Source organism: Collinsella aerofaciens (genome assembly GCF_040926265.1).
Lineage (GTDB): Bacteria > Actinomycetota > Coriobacteriia > Coriobacteriales > Coriobacteriaceae > Collinsella > Collinsella aerofaciens_BB.
Genome location: NZ_JBCOIL010000026.1, coordinates 1 through 20,192 on the forward strand (window position 1 = coordinate 1; position 20,192 = coordinate 20,192).

The 20,192-nt window shown below is 61.1% G+C and carries 18 protein-coding genes and 3 tRNA genes; 10 read left to right on the forward strand and 11 right to left on the reverse strand.

Features of this window, described 5'->3' with window-relative positions; all coding sequences use genetic code 11:
* Positions 1-530 precede the first annotated feature (530 nt).
* From rho to AB5767_RS08020, 3 genes are all read left to right on the forward strand, one after another.
* A complete protein-coding gene (rho, locus tag AB5767_RS08010; protein WP_368132135.1) occupies positions 531-3,068 on the forward strand; it encodes a transcription termination factor Rho in 2,538 nt (845 codons plus the stop codon).
* A 311-nt stretch (positions 3,069-3,379) separates the two neighbouring features.
* Positions 3,380-4,849, forward strand: coding sequence for a hypothetical protein (locus AB5767_RS08015; RefSeq protein ID WP_368132136.1), 1,470 nt, complete (start codon positions 3,380-3,382; stop codon positions 4,847-4,849).
* A gap of 7 nt (positions 4,850-4,856) precedes the next feature.
* The gene (locus AB5767_RS08020) at positions 4,857-5,306 is read left to right on the forward strand and encodes a VanZ family protein (RefSeq protein WP_368132137.1); all 450 of its coding nucleotides are present in this window, start codon (positions 4,857-4,859) and stop codon (positions 5,304-5,306) included.
* A gap of 113 nt (positions 5,307-5,419) precedes the next feature.
* Here the strand turns inward: AB5767_RS08020 and AB5767_RS08025 are convergent, their stop codons facing one another.
* Positions 5,420-6,313, reverse strand: coding sequence for an ROK family protein (locus AB5767_RS08025; protein WP_368132138.1), 894 nt, complete (start codon positions 6,311-6,313; stop codon positions 5,420-5,422).
* A gap of 135 nt (positions 6,314-6,448) precedes the next feature.
* On the reverse strand, positions 6,449-7,630 hold the full coding sequence (locus AB5767_RS08030; protein ID WP_368132139.1) for a pyridoxal phosphate-dependent aminotransferase: 1,182 nt from the start codon (positions 7,628-7,630) through the stop codon (positions 6,449-6,451).
* A gap of 166 nt (positions 7,631-7,796) precedes the next feature.
* Between AB5767_RS08030 and AB5767_RS08035 the strand changes: the two genes are divergently transcribed.
* The 3 genes from AB5767_RS08035 to AB5767_RS08045 all read left to right on the forward strand — a co-directional run bounded on the left by AB5767_RS08035 (position 7,797) and on the right by AB5767_RS08045 (position 8,090).
* A tRNA-His gene (locus AB5767_RS08035) sits at positions 7,797-7,873 on the forward strand.
* A 22-nt stretch (positions 7,874-7,895) separates the two neighbouring features.
* A tRNA-Lys gene (locus AB5767_RS08040) sits at positions 7,896-7,971 on the forward strand.
* 43 nt (positions 7,972-8,014) lie between these two features.
* Positions 8,015-8,090: transfer RNA gene (locus AB5767_RS08045), tRNA-Lys, on the forward strand.
* 51 nt (positions 8,091-8,141) lie between these two features.
* Here AB5767_RS08045 and AB5767_RS08050 read toward each other — a convergent pair.
* The 4 genes from AB5767_RS08050 to AB5767_RS08065 all read right to left on the reverse strand — a co-directional run bounded on the left by AB5767_RS08050 (position 8,142) and on the right by AB5767_RS08065 (position 12,298).
* Positions 8,142-8,579: a BRO family protein gene (locus tag AB5767_RS08050; protein ID WP_368132140.1), complete on the reverse strand. Its 438-nt coding sequence runs from the start codon at positions 8,577-8,579 to the stop codon at positions 8,142-8,144.
* Positions 8,580-8,740: 161 nt separating this feature from the next.
* Complete coding sequence (locus AB5767_RS08055; RefSeq protein ID WP_368132141.1) at positions 8,741-10,267, reverse strand: FAD-dependent oxidoreductase; 1,527 nt, start codon at positions 10,265-10,267, stop codon at positions 8,741-8,743.
* Positions 10,268-10,540: 273 nt separating this feature from the next.
* A complete protein-coding gene (locus tag AB5767_RS08060) occupies positions 10,541-11,545 on the reverse strand; it encodes a GGGtGRT protein (RefSeq protein WP_161160877.1) in 1,005 nt (334 codons plus the stop codon).
* 18 nt (positions 11,546-11,563) lie between these two features.
* Positions 11,564-12,298, reverse strand: coding sequence for an iron-sulfur cluster assembly scaffold protein (locus AB5767_RS08065; RefSeq protein WP_006235554.1), 735 nt, complete (start codon positions 12,296-12,298; stop codon positions 11,564-11,566).
* A gap of 403 nt (positions 12,299-12,701) precedes the next feature.
* Here AB5767_RS08065 and AB5767_RS08070 point away from each other — a divergent pair, with 403 nt between their 5' ends.
* A complete protein-coding gene (locus tag AB5767_RS08070) occupies positions 12,702-13,511 on the forward strand; it encodes a transposase (RefSeq protein ID WP_368132142.1) in 810 nt (269 codons plus the stop codon).
* A gap of 66 nt (positions 13,512-13,577) precedes the next feature.
* On the opposite strand, the gene sufU is transcribed toward AB5767_RS08070, so the two are convergent.
* From sufU to sufC, 5 genes are read right to left on the reverse strand one after another with little or no spacing between them, the layout of a single operon-like run.
* On the reverse strand, positions 13,578-14,012 hold the full coding sequence (sufU, locus tag AB5767_RS08075; protein WP_138340649.1) for a Fe-S cluster assembly sulfur transfer protein SufU: 435 nt from the start codon (positions 14,010-14,012) through the stop codon (positions 13,578-13,580).
* A complete protein-coding gene (locus AB5767_RS08080) occupies positions 14,005-15,330 on the reverse strand; it encodes an aminotransferase class V-fold PLP-dependent enzyme (protein WP_368132143.1) in 1,326 nt (441 codons plus the stop codon). The genes sufU and AB5767_RS08080 overlap by 8 nt, the downstream gene beginning before the upstream one ends.
* Positions 15,327-16,598, reverse strand: a complete 1,272-nt coding sequence (locus tag AB5767_RS08085) for a SufB/SufD family protein (RefSeq protein ID WP_368132144.1) — start codon at positions 16,596-16,598, stop codon at positions 15,327-15,329. Before AB5767_RS08085 ends, AB5767_RS08080 begins: the two co-directional genes overlap by 4 nt.
* Complete coding sequence (sufB, locus tag AB5767_RS08090) at positions 16,598-18,010, reverse strand: Fe-S cluster assembly protein SufB (protein ID WP_368132145.1); 1,413 nt, start codon at positions 18,008-18,010, stop codon at positions 16,598-16,600. Before sufB ends, AB5767_RS08085 begins: the two co-directional genes overlap by 1 nt.
* Positions 18,011-18,022: 12 nt before the next feature.
* On the reverse strand, positions 18,023-18,820 hold the full coding sequence (sufC, locus tag AB5767_RS08095; protein ID WP_368132146.1) for a Fe-S cluster assembly ATPase SufC: 798 nt from the start codon (positions 18,818-18,820) through the stop codon (positions 18,023-18,025).
* Between the two features lie 224 nt (positions 18,821-19,044).
* Between sufC and AB5767_RS08100 the strand changes: the two genes are divergently transcribed.
* Genes AB5767_RS08100 through AB5767_RS08110 form a run of 3 tightly spaced genes read left to right on the forward strand, consistent with a single transcriptional unit; the run spans position 19,045 to position 20,178 of the window.
* Complete coding sequence (locus AB5767_RS08100) at positions 19,045-19,476, forward strand: RrF2 family transcriptional regulator (RefSeq protein WP_368132147.1); 432 nt, start codon at positions 19,045-19,047, stop codon at positions 19,474-19,476.
* 8 nt (positions 19,477-19,484) lie between these two features.
* On the forward strand, positions 19,485-19,772 hold the full coding sequence (locus AB5767_RS08105; RefSeq protein ID WP_316366652.1) for a nucleotidyltransferase family protein: 288 nt from the start codon (positions 19,485-19,487) through the stop codon (positions 19,770-19,772).
* Positions 19,759-20,178 (forward strand): HI0074 family nucleotidyltransferase substrate-binding subunit, encoded by a 420-nt coding sequence (locus tag AB5767_RS08110; RefSeq protein WP_035138648.1) that lies wholly within the window; start codon positions 19,759-19,761, stop codon positions 20,176-20,178. The genes AB5767_RS08105 and AB5767_RS08110 overlap by 14 nt, the downstream gene beginning before the upstream one ends.
* Positions 20,179-20,192: the final 14 nt, after the last annotated feature.

A 20,192-nucleotide genomic window follows, 5' to 3' on the forward strand; every position in this document is an offset into this window, starting at 1 on the left:
TGCGACGCGGAAATCGCGCGCTGTCGCCGCGCCCCGCAGTGCCCGCTTCCCCCGAGAACAATTATCAGTGCAGGTAGCGGGCTTGCGATTTTAGGAAGATCGAGGGAATGGTCAGGGGTCGTGGGTCAAACGTAGTAGATAAGCGCGATTCGTGGCGTGGCTATTCCGGATGCCACGGTTTCACTCCTCTAGCGCGACATTTCAAGGCGCTTTTGATTAAGACACTTTTGAGGAGGAGTGTCCCTGATGACTGGGCGTTTAAGAACGTCCAATGACTAAGTTGCAGGTGGTGGCGGTTGTGCTACACTTACGCAGCGTATATGACGCAATCATCTCGATACAGATCAATGATGTCCGTCGTTTTTGTACGGAGCTAGACTGTTTAGCCGCCCTGAAGGTTTATGCAGGGAGCATGTGATCACAGGGCTTGAAAAGAAAGTTGAGCAAACACTGTGTCTGATCAACAGCAAGAAAACGAAATAACGACGGCGCAAACCGCTCCCGCTGCACCGGTTGCGTCGGACCAGGCCGTGAAGCCTGCGCCGGTGCAGGCCTCGGTTCCTGAGGCCTTCAAGGCCGCTTCGACGCCTGCGCCCGCATCGGCTGAGAAGGTCTCGCCTGCCGCTGGCGAGGGCGTTGCCCCTGCGGCCGAAGAGGATGCCGCGCCCGTAAAGCCCAAGCGCATACGCCGTGCGTCTAAGCCCGCCGCTGACGGCGAGGAGGCTGCAAAGCCCAAGCGTCGCACGACGCGCACCACGCGCGCGAAGCGGCCCGTTGCCGCCGATGCCTCGGCCCCCATTTCCGATGAGGTCGCGCAGGCCCGTGCGCTGGCGCAGATTAGCGAGGCTCAGGTTGTGCGCGCCCGTCGTCGTGCTGCCGAGCGCGAGGCCGCGGCACTGACCGAGCTTGCAGCGCCGGTCGTCTCCGAGGCGCCTGCGGCCACCGAGGCCCCTGTCGCGGGGCAGCCGACCGAGAAGCCGGCTCCGCGCACGCGTCGTCGTGCGGCCAAGTCTCAGCAGGATGCTGAGCAGGCGGCTCAAGAGTCCGGTGAAGCTCCGGCTCGTTCTGTGGTAGGGGAGGGTGAGCAGCCCTCTGAGTCTGCAACACCTGCCGAGGCCAACGAGGTTCCCGTTGTCGATCCCGCTCTTCGCCCGCACCGTCGCGGCCGCAAGCCCAAGGCCTTCGTCGAGGCCGAGAAGGCTGCCGCCGCCGCAGCAGCCGCAGCTCAGGATGCCGCGATGACCGCCGCGCCCGCGCCCGTCGCCGACACTCCTGCCCAGGGAACCGCTGCCACCGAGGTCGGAGCACCCGCCGAGGACGAGCCCGCCGATGTTCGTCCCGGTCGCAGCCGTCGCACGGCCGCTAAGCGCTCGTCCAAGGCCAAGGGTTCGAAAAAGGACACGTCCGAGGACTCGGGCAACGAGATCGCCGAGGCAACCGTCGACTCCGCTTCCGATGCCGAGAACACCGGTCAGCCGGCAGCCGAGAAGCCCAAGCGTACGCGCAAGAAGTCTGCAAAGGCTAAGGCTGTCGAGCAGCAAGCCGATGCCGAGCCCAATGCCGATGCCGATACCAAGGCCGATAACGAAGTCCCGGCCGACACCGACACGGCAACTTCGGCGGCCAAGGGCGCCACGACCGCCGAGTCCGACGAGAACGCCCGCCCCAACCGCCGTCAGCACAAGCGCAACGACGAGCGCAACGAGCGCAAAGACGAGCGCAACAACGATCGCCGCAACCGTCAGCGCGATCGCAAGCAGCGCAACAAGGAGCGCAACGCCGCCCCCACCGAGCCTACGCTTTCGCGCGAGGAACTCGCGGCCATGAAGGTTGCCGAGCTGCGCGAAAAGGCCAAGGAGTTCGAGATCGAGACGACCGGCAAGAAGAAGGCCGAGCTCGTCGAGGAAATCTACACCACCGCTGCGAAGGCTGAGGGCTTCCGTGACATTAAGGGCATTCTGCAGATTCGCCCGGACAGCTCCGGGATCATCCATGCCCACGGCTACATGAAGTCCAGCGACGACGCCTTTGTTCCCGCATATCTCATCCGTTCCGCACGCCTGCGTACGGGCGACGTGATCGAGGGCTCGCTGCGCCCCTCACGCGGCGGCGACAAGCGCGCCGGCCTTGCCAAGATCACAACCGTCAACGGCCTTGATCCCGAGCAGGCCCGTAACCGCCCCAAGTTCGGCGACCTCACGCCGGTCTATCCCAATGAGCCTCTGCGTATGGAGCACGGCAAGGATTCCATTACCGGTCGCGCTATCGACATCGTGTCGCCGATCGGCAAGGGCCAGCGTGGTCTGATCGTGTCGCCGCCCAAGGCCGGCAAGACCACGATCCTCAAGAAGATCTGCCAGTCTATCTCAATCAACAATCCTGAGGTGCACCTCATCTGCCTGCTCGTCGACGAGCGCCCCGAAGAGGTCACCGATATGCAGCGCTCCATCAAGGGCGAGGTCGTGGCCTCGACCTTCGATATGCCCGCCGACAACCATACTCGCGTGGCAGAGCTCGTGATTGAGCGTGCCAAACGCATCGTGGAGCTGGGTGGCGACGTCGTGGTGGTGCTCGACTCTATCACGCGCCTTGCCCGCGCCTACAACCTGGCAGCTCCCGCCTCGGGCCGTATCCTGTCGGGCGGTGTCGATTCGGCGGCGCTCTATCCGCCCAAGCGTTTCTTGGGCGCTGCCCGCAACATCGAGAACGGTGGCTCGCTTACCATCCTGGCCTCCGCCCTCATCGATACCGGCTCCAAGATGGACGAGGTCATCTTTGAGGAGTTCAAGGGTACCGGCAACATGGAGCTCAAGCTCGACCGCGACCTGGCCGACCGCCGTATCTTCCCGGCCATCGATCCCGTTGCCTCGGGCACGCGCAACGAGGATCTGCTGGTCGACGAGCAGATGCGCCCGTTTGTCTTTGGCCTGCGCCGTATCCTCGCCGGCATGAACAATACCGAGCGCGCGGCCGCGTCGTTTATCAAGGGCCTCAAGGGCACCAATACCAACCAGGAGTTCCTGGTGCGTTCGGCAAAAAAGCACAGCGATTACGAGCAGACGTTCTAGGCCGTTCGCTGCACGCGACAACAACCATAGACATGCCAGAAGGGCCGGGGTTTAGATCCTGGCCCTTTTCGTATAGCCGCTCGCCAGCGGTTATTGACCTCACGACCGGCAAGCAGCGATTTTCCCGTTTCAATCCCGCTTCGTCGCTTGCAATCCCCAAGGGGGTTTCGCATAATAGCTGTTAAGCTTCGCGACGGAAAACGCAGATGAAACGAACCATATACCGTTGCTTTGGGGCATAGCCCCGCTTCATCTTCTCTCGCGCAGCCAACTGAATGATGCGATTTTGGTGCTGGAAGATGGGGAGACTCATGGCTTCTTCTGATGCAACACAACGAGCAGTCCTTGCTGGACTTTCCTGCGGAATCGGCCTTGCCGCTCCCGTGGTGATGTATGCTGCCACGCTGCCGTTTTCGTCGGTGAACGAGACGGTCGTCGCGGGCGCTGTTCCCTTTGCCGTGGGTGCGGTGGCGGGCGTGGGTATCTATGCCGCCTCGCTCGGCATTTCTGAATATCGCGCGCAGCATGCCGAGCGCCTGTTCGAGCCCGACGCCATGGGTGGCGCTGCGAACGTCAGCCAGCATCAAAATGAGTTCCAGACCGCCTCGATGCCCGCTCAACAGCAGTGGGCTGCCCCTCAGGGCGTTGCTGCTGCGGCTCCTGCCGTTCAGGCAAACGCTGCGCAGCCCTCTTCGGTTTTCTCCGGCCTGACCGGTGCCTTCCAGCGCCGCCGTGCCGACGATGGCGTCCCCACCATCGCCCGCGCCGCAGACGCCATGAGCGAGGCCGACGCCTGGTCCATGATCGATAGCATGCTCGACGACGATTCGCCAGTCAGCTGCGACCCCACGCGCTCACGCGACGTCTACCAGGTCGCTATCGACGAACTCACCTACGGCGGGCAGACCGGCTCCTATAACCGCGATGACATCGCTGCCGCTGCGCGTGCCGTCTCGGGCTCTCATGCCGCTCCTGCGGGCAGCACGGCCGCCTTTGTGGCTGCCGTGGCTAACGCCGCCAACAACGCCGCCACGGCTCAATCCGTTACGTATGACACTGCCGTGCCCGTGACTCCGGCCGCCGCCACCGCCGCTGACCCTTACGCCAACGAGCCGCTGGCCGTCGACGAGGAGACTATTGCCGCCCGCCGCGCTGCCGAAAGCTCGCTGTGGGGCGCCCCTGCACAGCAGCAGGCGGCGGAGGCGGTGCCGTACAACGCGAACCTAGCCAACATGCCGATCATCAGCGACGCCTCTGCTGCAGCTATCGATCTCGATGACCTTGACGAGCCGGTCATCTCGAACGACATGCCGTATGTGGTCGCTGCCCCGGTCGATGTCCCGGCCTCCGCGTCCCAGTCCGTCGTAGTCGACGATCCTGTCGATGCGACTTCCGAGGAAGACGTCCCCATGGCCGATTATTCGGGCCACGAGGGCATGTGGGCAGCCGCTGCCGCAATTTTGGACGAGGTCGTCGAGCCTGCTTCCGTTGCCGCTCCGGTGTTTACGCCTGCTCCTCAGCCCGCTGCCCCCGCTTACGTCGGTCGCCACAGCGCTGTGTTCCCCGAGGATACCGCCCGCATCTCGCGCGAGGGTATCGAGCGTGCCGAGGCCATCGCTGCTGGCATCATGGAGAACCGTCGTCACGAGCGCGTCAATCAGATCCTCGAGGAGGAGATCGACCGCCTGCAGTCTGCAGCGGTGAGGCGCACAGGCCGTGCCTATCTGAGCGTTATCGAGGGTGGCACCGCCAGCTTTGAGCCGCTCTGTGCGGAGGCATAACTTCTGCATGCTTAAACTCGATCGAAAATGGGCGGTTGCGACCTGCCTGATGGTGCTGCTCATCTGGGGCAATTCGATGGTTCCCGGCACGGGGTCCGGTTCATTGAGCTTGTCGATTATGGAGGCCGTTCGCGGCTTTTTCCACGGCATAGGGCTTCCGTATGAGTGGGTGACCAACTTCGTCATTCGCAAGTGCGCGCATTTTACCGAGTACATGGTGCTCGGTATTCTGGCGACGCACGCTTTCGATATCGAGGGTCGTCGCACCTTTGACGTGCTGCTTCCCACGGCGGTGTTTTTGCTGCTGATCCCATCGATTGACGAGACGATTCAGCTCTTTGTGCCCGGTCGCGCCGGCATGATCACCGACGTGATGATCGATTGCTGCGGAGCGATGACGGGCGTTGTGCTTCGATATCTTCTACGATCGCTCATATGTGCTAAAAAGGCCGCCTAGGACACATTGCTTGGTCCTAGGCGGCCTTTCTTTGTTTGGGGGCTTATTCGGGGCGTGGCGGCGTTATACCGTTGAATGGGATTGCTGGACGTTGCGGCGCCCCTTTGGCGCGCCTACAGCTGAAGCGCGGCGGCACCCAGGGCCAGGCAGCCCATGATGCCCTGCTTGCCCTCGAGGCTATTGTTGACGATGTAGGTATCGATGTCGTTGACCTCGGGAGTGACGATGTAGCCGTTGAGCATCTCGGCGCACTTTTTGCGTGCGAGCGGCACGATGGGGGTGTGGTCGGCAACGCCGCCGCCGATGATGATCTTCTGCGGGGCATAGCACAGCGTGTAGGTCATGAGCGCCTGTGCCAGATAGCCTGCGAGCAGGTCCATGGCCTCCGGGTCATCGGCCATGTCTCCGGCGCTCTTGCCGTCCCAGCGCTTTTTAACGCCGGGACCGGCGATGAGGCCCTCGAGGCAGTTGTCGTGGAAGGGGCAGGCGCTATGCTCGCCAATGGTGTCGCGCGGGTCGCGCGTGACCAGGATGTGGCCGGCCTCGGGATGCATCATGCCGTGGACGAGCTGGCCGCCCGAAAGCACGCCGGCACCCACGCCGGTGCCGATCGTCAGGTACACCACGTCGGTGAGGCCCTGCGCGCAGCCAAAGGTGACCTCGCCCAAGCAGGCGACGTTGACGTCGGTATCGTAGCCGCAGGGGACCTTGAGCTCGTTTTGGATGGTGCCTAGTAGGTCAAAGTAACGCCATGCGGTCTTGGGCGTCTCCAAGATCTTGCCGTACTGGGGCGAGGCAGGGTTGACCGCGGTGGGGCCAAAGGCGCCGATGCCCAGCGCGGCGATGCCCTTGTCGGCAAACCATGCGTTGACGGCCTCAACGGTCTCCTGCGGGGTCGTGGTCGCGATCTGCTCGCGCTCCAGGACCGTGCCGTCCGCATAGCCCGTGGCGCAGACCATCTTGGTGCCGCCGGCCTCGAGTGCTCCGATAAGCTGCTGCTCTGCCATAGCGTCCCTCTCTTGGGCGAGTTGTCCCTTGACTAAAATATAGCGCTCTAAATTAAGAAAGCACTATAAAAAGAAGCCCTGCAACGCGACGGGCGATGCGGGGCCTCTTTGGTTGCTTTAGTTGCCGGGCCGCCCTTACCCGCGCGGCTTGATTTTATCACGCAGGGACTTGAGGTTCTCCAGCGCGGCGTTGAGTGTTTCGTCTCGCTTGGCAAAGTGGAAGCGGACCAGATGGTTGACGGGCTCGCGGAAGAAGCTCGAGCCGGGAACGGCGCCCACGCCAACCTTAGACGCGAGGTCCTCACAGAACTCGAGGTCGCTGTCGTAGCCGAACTCCGAGATATCCATCATCACGTAATAGGCGCCCTGCGGTACGTTGTGCTTAAGTCCGATACTATCGAGCCCTTGGCAGAACAGGTCGCGCTTGGCGGTATAGAGGTCGAGGACCTCATCGTAATAGCTGTCGTCGAAGTTGAGAGCGGTAACGACGGCTTCCTGCAGGGGAGCGGCGGCGCCCACCGTGAGGAAGTCGTGGACCTTCTTGATGCGCTCGGTAATCTCGGCCGGGGCGATGGTGTAGCCCAGGCGCCAGCCGGTGATGGAGTAGGTCTTAGACAGCGAGCTGCAGCTGATGGTGCGCTCGAACATGCCAGGCAGCGTGGCCATGTAGACGTGCTCATGGGGTGCGTAGACGATGTGCTCGTATACCTCGTCGGTGATGCAGTAGGCGTCGTACTTTTTGCAGAGGTCGGCGATAAAGGTGAGCTCCTTGCGCGTGAAGACCTTGCCGCAGGGGTTGGACGGGTTGCACAGGACGATGGCCTTGGGCTCGTTGTCGCGGAAGGCCGCCTCGAGGACCTCGCGATCGAAGTCGAACGTGGGCGGGTTGAGCGGCACATAGATGGGCTCAGCGCCCGAGAGAATCGTGTCGGCGCCGTAGTTCTCGTAGAACGGCGAGAAGATGACGACCTTGTCTCCGGGGTTCGTGACCGTCATCATGGCGGCCATCATGGCCTCGGTGGAGCCGCATGTGACTACGATGTTCTCGTTGGGGTTGATCGGCATGCCCATAAAGTGTTCCTGCTTGGCCGCGAGTGCCTCGCGCATGGCCTGGGAGCCCAAAGTGATGGAGTACTGGTGATAGAGCGGCTTGGGGTCGCTGGCGATGGTGCTCAGGCTCTCGAGCAGCTGCACAGGAGGATCGAAGTCAGGGAAGCCCTGCGAGAGGTTGACGGCGCCGTACTTATTAGAGATGCGCGTCATGCGGCGGATGACCGAATCGGTAAATCTCGCCGTACGGTTGGAGAGTTCTTTCATGCTGGTCCTTTCGAGCATTTGCAGTGGGGCAAGTTTACTCCTATGAAACCGGTGGGAATTGCTCGAAACGCGCTCGAAAAACTCTTTTCAAAATTCTTGAAAATTGGGGCTTGCATCGCGTGGCGTTCCTTGCGATAATAGTCGAGCGCGAAGCGCACAGGACACGGTGGGTGTAGCTCAGTTGGCTAGAGCGACGGGTTGTGGTCCCGTAGGTCGAGGGTTCGAGTCCCTTTACCCACCCCAGTTCTTGCTTCGTGTTGATATCGGGTCGTTAGCTCAGTTGGTAGAGCAGGGGACTCTTAATCCCAAGGTCCAGGGTTCGACCCCCTGACGGCCCACCACACGATATCTCCTCTAAAGTCCGCCACAATGGACTTTAGCTTTGGGTCGTTAGCTCAGTTGGTAGAGCAGGGGACTCTTAATCCCAAGGTCCAGGGTTCGACCCCCTGACGGCCCACCAAAGAATGTTAAGACGGTCAACTTCGGTTGGCCGTCTTTTTTTGTTGACCTTTCATGGGGTCGAACCCGAAAGGGCGCGGAGCTGAGGAAATGCGTAAGCATTTACCAGCGCAGCGCGCAAGGCGCAAAGCGCCGCAACGGCCGCCTGCACGGCGAAGTACGCCTGTGCGAGCGCGATTTCAGGTTTGTTTGGGTCTCCGTTTTGGGCGATTAAATAGCATGCGTAGCGTGTCAGCTTGTAGTCTTTTACGGCTCGTTTGGCGATGCCGGCATCTACCATTTTGCTGGCCTCAGCAAAATGGGCGGCAACAGGCATTTTATTGGTGTCACACGATGCCATGGATCTCTTAACCGCAGTCTCAAAATTACGCCATTGGGCGTATCCGAGGGGCTCCATTAAATCGCGTGCGAGCCAATACTCAACGCCGTCTTCTACATGGGTGTAGCTGTCAAGTTCGACACGCAATTTCTCGATATCCCTGCTGTCCATATCTCTTCCTTTCTGTTCATTTGTCTACGTGGACTATGTCGACTCTGTATTAAGAATAAGGATACGCTGTCGTGCGGACACGAATGGGCCCCGTGTCGCTTTGAGCTCACGGGGCCCATAGATATCGATTAGTTGTGTTCTGCTCTAGATGGGTGCTCAGCTTAGTCTGCTCGATAGTGCGATCCGAGACTTTCGGTTCGCTTACGCATGGCTTTGACCATTTCCTGTGCTAGTTGAATCTGCGATTGCAGGCGGGCGAGGGCTGCGACTTCGCTGTCCAGGACTTTCTGCGTGCTCAAGGTCGTTGCCTCCGTCTTCAAGCCCTCAAGCTCGTGTAGTGCCTCGGATAGGCCCGTCTCTGTGCGGTTGATCATGCAATAGGTGCTCATCGTGTGTTTGAGGCCGTGCGTCAGGCGTTCGGCATCTGTTGTGGCAATGCCGTACTGGGGGAGGGCGATATCCGCTTTCAGAGCTGCCTCAGGCTCTTTCTGCGCTGCAAGGGCTGCCGATGCGCCAGCGATGCGCCCAAACACGATGCCGTTGGCGCTTGACAGGCCGCCGATGCGGTCGGCGCCGTGCATGCCGCCTGTTGCCTCGCCACAGGCGTAGAGGCCCTCAACGCCCGTGCACGCGGTCTTGTCGATCTTGATACCGCCGTTGGCGGCGTGGGCATACATCGCCACGCGCATCTCGTCGGTCGGCGCGATGCTATGCTCGTCTTGTAGCCAAGTGGCAAAGGTCTGCACAAACTCGGGGACGTTCTCGCGGGGGAAGTCGTAGTGGAGCGCGAGGCCTTCGGCACCCGCTTGATCGATGGCAAGATCGATGGCGCGGGAGGCCAAGCGTGACGTGAAGGGACCATATCCGGAGCGCTGATCGAGCAGGTCGTCCAGCTTGTCGTCGGCAATATCGATCGGTTGGTCAAATGTGACGTAGCGCCAGGTCTTCTCGTTAAAGACCAGGTTGCGCTTAGGCTCAATGAAGCCCGGCATCATCTGCATGAACTCTATATTAGTAAGGGACGCACCGTGCACCAGTGCGATGGCCTGCGAGGAGCTGAGCACGTCTGCCGAAGTGAGGCTGCGCTCGAACAGTCCGCCCGTGCCTCCGGCGGCGATGATAGTGGCGTTGGCTGCCATAGGCACGAGATGCTCGTTTGCACGGTCATAGAGCACTGCGCCGACAATCTTTCCGTTCGCATCCTCAACAAGGTCGATAAGTTCGTGGCGGGGGAACAGGCGAATGCCAAGCAACTCGATTTGGGCCGTACACGCGTCCTCAAGCGGCTTGCGGGTGAGGCCGCGCCACATACGCGTCTTATGGTCAAAGCAGGGGATAAACTGCTTCTGCTGGGCGCTTTCGGCACTTTGCGGACGCTGGAGCTCAACACCTAGATCCTGCTCGAGCCATTGGATGGCCTGAGGAATACCGTGGACAAACGTCTGGACGAGTTCGGGGTCGGCAACGCCGCCGCCGACGGTCTGGATGGTGTCGATGAGGTCCTGCTCGTCGTCTTCGTCGACGGGACCAATCAGGCCGAGGCCCCAGGTGCCCGGGAAAAAGCTCGATCCGCTCATGGTCTTGCCGGCGCTTGCCACAGCGACGGTTACACCCGTGCGTGCCGCTTCGATGGCGGCGCAAAGGCCCGCAATGCCAGATCCAATTACCAGTACATCAGTCGATTCCATCGGATTCCTTTCTCGTCCGGCGCATTGTCGCACGGGTGATCGGCAAAGGTATCGCAAAGATTGGATAAATCGGTAAAGGGCCAAATTGGAAGGTGGGCGTCACCGATACCTTAACGCCCGCTAAGAAGTTGCGGTGGAATAGTTCCTGTTTGGAAGGATGGGGCGGCTGTTTAGGAACTATTTCACCGCAACTGAGGGAGGGACAAAAAAGAGCCGCTACCCAAGTGGATAGCGGCTCCAAAGCTCAACTATATGAGCATCGCGCAAGCGCGATTAGGCCTTGAGGGCCTCCTCGACGGCGACGGCGCAGGCGACGGTGGCACCGACCATGGGGTTGTTGCCCATGCCGATGAGACCCATCATGTCAACGTGCGCAGGCACGGAGGAAGAACCGGCGAACTGGGCGTCGGAGTGCATACGGCCCATGGTGTCGGTCATGCCGTAAGAGGCAGGGCCGGCGCCCATGTTGTCCGGGTGCAGGGTACGGCCAGTGCCGCCACCAGAAGCGACGGAGAAGTACTTCTTGCCAGCCTCGATGCGCTCCTTCTTGTAGGTGCCAGCGACGGGGTGCTGGAAGCGCGTGGGGTTGGTGGAGTTACCGGTGATCGAGATGTCGACGTTCTCGTGCCACATGATGGCAACGCCCTCGCGGACGTCGTCGGAGCCGTAGCAGTTAACGGCAGCGCGGGGACCATCGGAGTAGGGGATGGTCTCGACGACCTTGAGCTCGCCCGTGTAGTAGTCGAACTGGGTCTTCACATAGGTGAAGCCGTTGATGCGGGCGATGATCTGAGCAGCGTCCTTGCCCAGACCGTTGAGGATGACGCGCAGCGGCTTCTTGCGAGCCTTGTTGGCGTTCAGAGCCAGGCCAATAGCGCCCTCAGCGGCAGCGAAGGACTCGTGGCCGGCCAGGAAGGCGAAGCACTCGGTGTCGTCGGAGAGCAGCATAGCGCCCAGGTTGCCGTGGCCCAGACCGACCTTGCGGTCCTCGGCGACGGAGCCGGGAACGGTGAAGGCCTGGATGCCCTCGCCGATGATGGCAGCAGCCTCAGAAGCGGTCTTGGCCTCGCGCTTGACGGCGAGAGCGCAGCCGAGGGTGTAGGCCCACTCAGCGTTCTGGAAGGCGATGGACTGGGTGTTGTTGACGATCTCACGCGGGTTGAAGCCCTTGTCGGTGCAGATCTGCAGAGCTTCCTCGAGGGAGGCGATGCCGTTGTCGGCGAGGCACTTGTTGATCTTGTCAGCGCGGCGCTCGTAACCTTCGAACGTAACAGTCATAGTTATTTCCCTCCCTTTCTACTCGTGAACCGGGAACACGCTGGCGACGGAGTGAGTCTCCTCGTCGGTGCGCGGGTCGATGTACTTGGCAGCGTTCTCCCACTGACCATAGTGGCCCATAGCGCCAGCGATGGCCTCCTCGGGGGTCTTGCCGGCCTTGACGGCGTCGGTGAACTTGCCGAGGTTCAGGAACTCGAATGCGATGATCTCGTTCTTGTCGTTGAGAGCCATGCGGGTGACGTAGCCCTGGGCGAGCTCGAGGTAACGAGCGCCCTTGGCCTTGGTGCCGAACATGGTGCCGACCTGAGAGCGAAGGCCCTTGCCGAGGTCGTCGAGGGAGGCGCCCACGGGCAGGCCGCCCTCGGAGAACGCGGTCTGGCTGCGGCCGTAAACGATCTGCAGGAAGATCTCGCGCATAGCAACGTTGATGGCGTCGCAGACGAGGTCGGTGTTGAGGGCCTCGAGGATGGTCTTACCGGGAAGGATCTCGGAAGCCATGGCGGCAGAGTGGGTCATGCCCGAGCAGCCGATGGTCTCAACGAGGGCCTCCTCGATGATGCCGTCCTTGACGTTCAGCGTGAGCTTGCAGGCGCCCTGCTGAGGTGCGCACCAACCCACACCGTGCGTAAGACCGGAGATGTCGGAAATCTCCTTAGCCTGGACCCACTTGCCCTCCTCGGGGATGGGTGCGGGGCCGTGGTATGCACCCTTGGCAACGGGGCACATGTTCTCCACTTCCTGTGAGTACTGCATGCCTCTCCTCTCTATCGTGTTGGCGTCCCGTCTGGGGGTCGTGGCTGGCGATTGCCGGGCGACCCTTCGAAAGGGACATGACATGCAGCCCCTATAATACCGCGAAATGCACGGAATATTCGGCGAACGGCTCAGTTTTCGTAGCGAGAAGTCCGGAAGTTTTAATTGAAACGGTTTAACCCTATGTTATGTGGTCGTGAACTTCCGTAGAGGGGGTCCTTCTTGGGCAAGCTTTTGGTCAGCTCTTGTAAGCGTTACAGGGGTTGACCTGTTGCAACGGTGCCGTTCGCCGCCTGATTACTGCCTTTGGCCGCGCGAGTGTATTGTTTTGCGTGAATGTTTTGATGGCACGCTTCAATCGTGCTGTATTGGATGGCAAGCAGATCCCGGCGAAGGGAGCGCCATGCAGCGCGTTTGGAAAACGGTTACCGGCTTTTACCATGTCTGTGCCCGCGGTACGGGCAAGCAGCTCATCTTTGAGGGCGATGAAGACCGGTGGGAGTTTTTGGAGCTGATGCGCGAGTGCTGCTGCGAGGAGGGTGTGACGGTTATCGCCTGGTGCCTTATGGGCAATCACGTGCATTTGGTGCTTACAGATTACGAGGACAGGATGAGCGCGGCGATGCACCGGTTGCTTTTGACGTACGCGCGGCGGTTCAATAAACGCACGGGGCGCACAGGGCATCTGTTCCAGAACCGTTTTGACCGGCGCTCGCTCGATACCGACTGGCAGGTGATGGAGGCTATTCGCTCCGTACACGCCGATCCGCAGGAGGCGGGCGTTAGCCTAATCGAGCGTTATCCCTGGAGTAGCTTTGCGGAGCATTTGTGCGCTTACGACGGTGACGCGGCCGATGTCGTGAGGGGATTTTCTGATCCTTCTTGCGTGCTTGAGCTTTTTGGCTCTGCCGAGGGCTTTATTGCCTATTCGCTTTCGACGCCCGACGGCAGTGAGCCAGCTCTGTGCGATATGAAAGAGACGGAGTGGGAACGCCACGCCTTTGCCGACAAGATGGCGAAGAGCCTCGGGGTTCCGCTCAATGTGGTTAAAACTGCACCGCCGGCGCAGCGCGATACCGTTATTGTTGGATTGCACGATGCCGGTTTTACGGTGCGCCAGATTGAGCGGTATACCGGGATTGGCAAAAGTACCGTCTCTCGTATCGTGCGCGCTTATGCGCGGGTGAAGGCACAGGCCGAGCTCTCGGAATAGAAAATGGCCGAACCACTCTTAGTCAAGCGATTCGGCCAACAAAATTCTTAAGATTTGGGACAAATACTACTGATTATTTTGTCCCGTGAGCATGCCGTCGAGGGTGCGCCAGGCGAGCTCGGCGCATTTGACGCGGGCGGGCATGTGCGAGATGTCCTGGAGCTGGGCGGCTTCGTCCAGGTCTTCCAGATCTTCCTCGGAGAGCTGCTCGCCGCGGATCATGGCGAGGAAGAGCTCTGCCAGGCGGTGAGCTTCCTCGACGGTCTCGCCGGTGATGAGGTCGGCCATGATGTCGGCGCTGGCCTGGCTGATGGCGCAGCCATGACCGGTAAAGGAGGCCTCCTCGATCACACCGTTCTCGACGCGCAGCTGCAAGGTGAGCTCGTCGCCACAGCTGGGGTTGATGCCGTCGTGCTCGTGCGTGGGGGCATCCATCTCGTACTTGTAGTCGGGGTGCGAGTTGTGCTCCATAAACGTGGTGGAGGTGTACAGATTACCCATTGAACGTGCTCCAAACGTGATGCAGGCCGGCGATGAACTTATCGATGTCGGCCTTGTCGTTGTAGAAGGCCACGCTGGCGCGGCAGCAGGCGAGGTTCTCGACGCCCAGCCAGGTAAGCAGCGGCTGCGCGCAGTGGTGACCGGCACGGATGCACACGCCGTCCATGTCCATGATGCTCGCGACGTCGTGCGGGTGGATACCCTTGACGTTAAAGCTGACGACGCCGTGATGGTTGTCCCAGTAGATGGAGCCGATGATCTGGACAAAGTCGAGCTGCATGAGTTCGCCCATCAGGTAGTGGACGAGTGCCTGCTCGCGTGCCTGGATGTTTTCGTAGCCAACCGTGTTGACGAGGTAGTCGAGTGCCGCACCCGTGGCGAATATGCCGGCGGCGTCCTGCGTGCCGGCCTCGAACTTCTCGGGGACGGGCGCCCAGACGGCGTCCTGCTCGGTGACCGAATCGATCATCTCGCCGCCGGTGAGCATGGGCGGCATGGCGTTGAGCAGGTCCATCTTGCCCCACAGCACGCCGATGCCCATGGGGCCCATGGCCTTGTGCGCGCTAAAGGCAAAGAAGTCGGCGCCCAGGTCGGCCACATCGACCGGCATGTGCGGCAGCGACTGCGCACCGTCGACGACCAGGTAGCCGCCGTACTTGTGCACGAGTTTGCCGAGGTTCTTGACCGGGTTCTCGACGCCCAGCACGTTAGAAACCTGACCCACGGCCAGAATTTTGGTCTTGGGACCCACCTTGGCAAGAACCTCCTCGGTGGTGAGCTGGCCGTTCTTGGTGGGGTAGAGGTAGACGAGCTTGGTGCCGGTCTCGCGGCAGACCTGCTGCCACGGAATCAGGTTGGAGTGGTGCTCCATGATGGTGATGACGACCTCGTCGCCCGGTTTGAGCACTGTGGGCGCAAAGCTCTTGGCGACCAGGTTGAGCGACTCGCTCGTGTTGCGGGTGAAGACGACCTCGTTGGCCTGTGAGGCGCCGATGAGGTCGGCGATCTGCTGGCGGACCTTCGCGATGGCGTCGGTTGCCTCGACGGACAGCGAGTACAGGCCGCGCAGGGGGTTGGCGTTCATGCGCTGGTAGAAGTCGCGTTCGGCGTCAAGCACGCAGGCGGGGCGCTGCGCGGTGGCGGCGCTATCGAGGAAGGCGATCTCGGGGTGCTGCTGGAAAAGCGGGAATTGCGCCTTGTAGGGATTGGTCTCGATGTCGACGGTAGGCCAGCCGCGCGAGGCCTCGTCGCTGGCGTCGAGCTCCATAGGCTCCGGTGCGGTACAGGTGTTGCATTTAACGTGCTCGGTGTCGATCATGCGAGCTCCTCTTCAAAGTTGTCGATCAGGTTGTTGCCCAGGCGGACGATGCCGGCGCGGGTGCGCTCGTCGGTGGCGGAAAGCGCGGCGTCCTCCAGCTTGGCGCGGATGAACAGGTCCTCGGCGGCGTTTTGGTCAAGACCGCGGCAGGCGAGGTAGAACAGCTGCTCGTCGCGGACGTGACCGATGGTGGCGCCGTGGTTGCCGGCGACGTCGTCCTCGTCGCAGAGAATGACGGGAATGGTCTTGTTGTCGACGCCCTTGTTGGCCAAAAGCACCGTCTCGCGCTCGGTGCCGGTTGCACCCTTGCAGCCGTGCACGAGGTCGATGGTGCCACGGTAGACCTTCTTGGACGTGCCGGTCAGCACGCCGTTGGCGTCGATCTCGCACTCGGTCTTGCGACCGCGGTGGCGCAGCTCGTAGTTAAAGTCGCGCACCTGCTCACGGGCGCCAAGGTAGTCAGTATCGATGGTGACCTTGGCGGTATCGCCCAGCAGGTCGCCGGCAAGGCCGGTGGCGCTGGCGCCGGCACCCAGGACGGTGTGTCGCACGTTGACGCGCGCGCCCTCGTCCAGGAACAGGCCGGTATCGTCGAGTGCGATCCAGCTATCGTCGAGCGTCTGCGTGCAGGCCACGTTGACGGTGGCGTACTCGTGGGCGCACACGCGCAGCACGGATCCCACGACGCCCTCGCCGGCAACGGGGGAGTCCAGGGCGATCTGCAGGTCGAGCGTCGACTGGGGACGGACGACGACGTCGATGGCGGCGATGGCCGCGGCGGCATCGACACCGCTCACACGCACGGTAACCGTGGCGTGCTTGTATGCGGGCACATCGATGACGACGCGCTTGGTGGCGTGGTCGGCCAGGTAGGTGTAGGCAGCCTCGCCCATGCCAGTCTCGAAGGCCTCAGCGGGGGAGAGCTCCTCCTCCAGCTTAATGGCACCGGCCTGGTAGACGGAGGTGGCGGGCACGTCGAGCTCGGTCTCGGGCGTGATGCGGGCGCGGTCGGCGGCATCGCCGGGCGCGGAGGCGCGGCGCTCGGGGAAGCGCTCGGCCATGGCGTCCATGGCGGCGTCGAACGCGTCTGCCACGGCAGCAAATTGCTCGTCCAAGCCCTCAACCTTAACGGTCTCGGCGGGAGCGGCGGCAAGCTCGTCAGAGAGCTCGAGCTTGGTCTGGTTCATCTTCAGCCAGCCCCATGTGGCAGCCGGCATCGCATTGACCTGCTCAAGGGTGGTAGCAGCGGTGTTCGTGGTCTGTTTCATTATCCGATCGCTCCTTCCATCTCGAGCTTGATCAGGTTGTTCATCTCGACGGCGTACTCCACCGGTAGCTCCTTGGAGACCGGGTTGGCAAAGCCGTTGACGATCATGGTACGGGCTTCTTCCTCCGAGATACCGCGGCTCATCAGGTAGAACACCTTATCGTCGCCGATACGGCCGATGGTGGCCTCGTGGCCGATGTCGACATTCTTGGCGCGGATGTCCATGGCGGGGATGGTGTCGGAGCGGCTCTGGTCGTCGAGCATGAGCGACTGGCAGCTCACGGTTGCCTTGGAACCCTCGGCCTTGGGCGTGGCCACGATGGAGCTGCGGAAGGTCTGGATGCCGCCGCTCTTGGAGATGCCCTTGGTCTCGACGGTTGCCGAAGTATCGGGCGCGTTGAGCACGACCTTGCAGCCGGTATCCAGGTTCTGGCCGGCGCCGGCAAAGGTGATGCCGGTAAAGCTCGAGCGGGCGCGGCGTCCGCTGAGCACGCTCATGGGGTAGAGGTAGCCCACGTGGCTACCGAAGGAGCCGCTGATCCACTCGATGTCGCCGTCCTCGTCCACGCGCGCACGCTTGGTGTTGAGGTTGTACATGTTCTTGGACCAATTCTCGATGGTAGAGTAGCGCAGGTGCGCACGCTTGCCCACAAAGAGCTCGACGGCGCCGGCGTGGAGGTTGGCCACGTTGTACTTGGGCGCGGAGCAACCCTCAATGAAGTGCAGGTCGGCATCGTCCTCGACGATGATGAGCGTGTGCTCAAACTGGCCGGCGCCCTTGGCGTTAAGACGGAAGTAGCTCTGCAACGGGAAGTCAAGCTTGGTGCCCTTGGGCACGTAGACAAACGAGCCGCCCGACCACACGGCGCCGTGCAGGGCCGCAAACTTGTGGTCGGTGGGCGGGATGAGCGTCATAAACTTCTCGTGGATGAGCGGCTCCCACTGCGGATCGTGCAGGGCTTCTTCGATGCCGGAGTAGACGATACCCATCTTGGATGCGGTGTCCTGCATGTTGTGGTAGACGAGCTCGGAGTCGTACTGTGCGCCGACGCCCGCCAGATAGCTGCGCTCGGCCTCGGGGATGCCCAGGCGCTCAAAAGTGTTCTTGATGTCGTCGGGCACCGACTCCCAGTCGTGCTTTTGGTCGGTGTTGGGCTTGACGTAGGTGACGATGTTGTCCATGTCCAGGCCCTCGATGGAGGGGCCCCACGTCGGATCGGGGAAGCGGTTGAAGATCTCGAGGGACTTGAGGCGCAGGTCGAGCATCCACTGCGGCTCGTCCTTCTTGGCGCTGATCTCGCGCACGATGTCGGGCGTGATGCCGGCGTCGAGGCGCTCGAATCCCTCCTCGCCATAGGTGAAGTCGTAGAGGCTGCGGTCGATGTCCGCGACCTCGGTGCGGTTCTTGGTCATTGCTTCGCCCCTTTACGCCTGCTCGGCAGCGGCAGCCTCGGCCTGCGCGCGCTGCTCGGCGGCCTCGCGCTCGAAGGTCTCAAAGCCGTTCTTGTCGATCCAGGGGATCAGCGAGGCGTCGTCCTCGCGCACGATGTGGCCCTTGACCATAACGTGGACGCGGTCGACATCCAGGTGCTCCAGGATGCGCGTGTTGTGCGTGATGATGAGCATGGAGCCGTCGCAGCTCTTGCGGTAGGCGTCCATGCCGTGGCTGACGGTGGACAGGGCGTCGACGTCCAGGCCGGAGTCGGTCTCGTCCAAGATGGCGAGCTTGGGCTGCAGCAGCAGGAGCTGGAGCATCTCGACCTTCTTCTTCTCGCCGCCCGAGAAGCCCACGCCCAGCTCGCGGTTGAGGTAGGCGGTGTCCATGTTGAGCTCGGCCGCGAGCTCCTTTACGCGACGGCGGAACTCCTTGCCTTTCATCTCCAGACCGGGGTGGCCGGCGATGCTAGCGCGCAAAAAGCTCGACAGCGGCACGCCCGGGATCTCGACCGGGGCCTGGAAGCTCAGGAACAGGCCGGCGCGCGAGCGCTTGTCGGTGGTGAGCTCGGTGATGTCCTGGCCGTCAAAGACGATGCGGCCGTCGTTGACCGTGTAAACGGGGTCGCCCATGACCAGGTGGCCGAGGGTGGACTTGCCGGCGCCGTTGGGTCCCATCAGCACGTGGGTCTCGCCGGCGGCGACGTTAAGGTTGACGTTGTGGAGGATGGTCTTCTCGTCCACGGAGGCGGTCAGACCTTCGATGGAAAGCAGCGGATTTGCGCTCATGCTGTCCCTCTCTGTATATGGTGTACTCATAGGTGTACTAAACCCTAGGAATCTTCTCGGAATAAAGTTACTATGGGTTCGGCGTTAGTCAAGGGAAAACCCGACTAATCCACTCGACTTTTCAAATTCTGGGACAAAATAACCTGTTGTGTTTGTCCCACTTACTTAAGATTTGGGACAAACAAACCTGGTTATGTTGTCCCAGATGCGATGGGAGGGTAGGTATGCTCATTTCTTCCAAGGGCCGCTATGCCCTCCGGCTGATGATCTATATCGCGGCGCTCGGTGACGCCGAGGGCAAGATTGCTCTGCGCGAGGTTGCCGACCGCGAGCATATCTCGCAAAAGTATTTGGAGCAGCTGGTGCGTCCGCTTATGAAGGCTGGCTTGCTTAAGAGCGTGCGCGGCAAGGGCGGCGGCTACATGATGGCCAAGGACCCGGCCGAGGTGCGTGCCGGCGACATCCTGCGCGTTGTCGAGGGCAGCACGGCGCCCGTGGCGTGCGACGGCATCGACAACAGCTGCACCCGCAGCGATTTGTGCTCGACCGTCAAGTTCTGGCGCGGCCTAGACGACGTGATCGAAAAGTACGTAGATGGCGTGACGTTGGCCGACTTGGCCGCCGTCCCCGAGATCAACTTTGACATTAAGTTGTAGGGCTGCAAATGACATCTCTCGATAAGGTGTACAAGCAAATCGAAGTTTTTGCTCGGGAATGTGATACCGAGAAGGTTGTGCTGTTTGGTTCTCGCGCTCGAGGTGACGGTTTGCCTAAGAGCGATATTGACATCGCCGTAGCAGGTTGTCAGGATTTCGGCCGTTTCTCATATTTGATCGAGGAGCGTCTTGATACTCTTTTAGATGTAGATGTCGTCAATCTCGACGAGTCCTTATCGCAGCAATTGCTCGATGAAATTGCCAGGGATGGTGTGATTCTGTATGAAAAAATATGAGAACTTTGCCAGCGCCTTGGCGAATCTTGAGGATGCGCCCAATCAGGATCTCAACAATGATTTTGTTCAGAGTGGATTGATTAATAAGTTCAATCTTCAATTTGAACTGAGCTGGAAGCTCCTTAAGCGTCTGCTCGAGTATGAGGGCGCCACGCTTGCCGCGTCGGGGTCTCCTCGTGCCATCTTGAAGGAGTCCTACCGATTCTACGACTTTATTGATGAGGCAGCCTGGCTGGATATGCTCAGAGACCGCAATACGAACGTCCATATCTACGACAACAAGCTCGCTCAAGATTTGATTCAGCGCATCTTGAACGTCTATATTCCCGCTTTCTGTCAGTTGAGAGACGGGCTGACGAAACGTTACGGCGAGCTTCTGTTGGCGCCCGATGACCAGTTTGTCTAATTCCTTAAGATTTC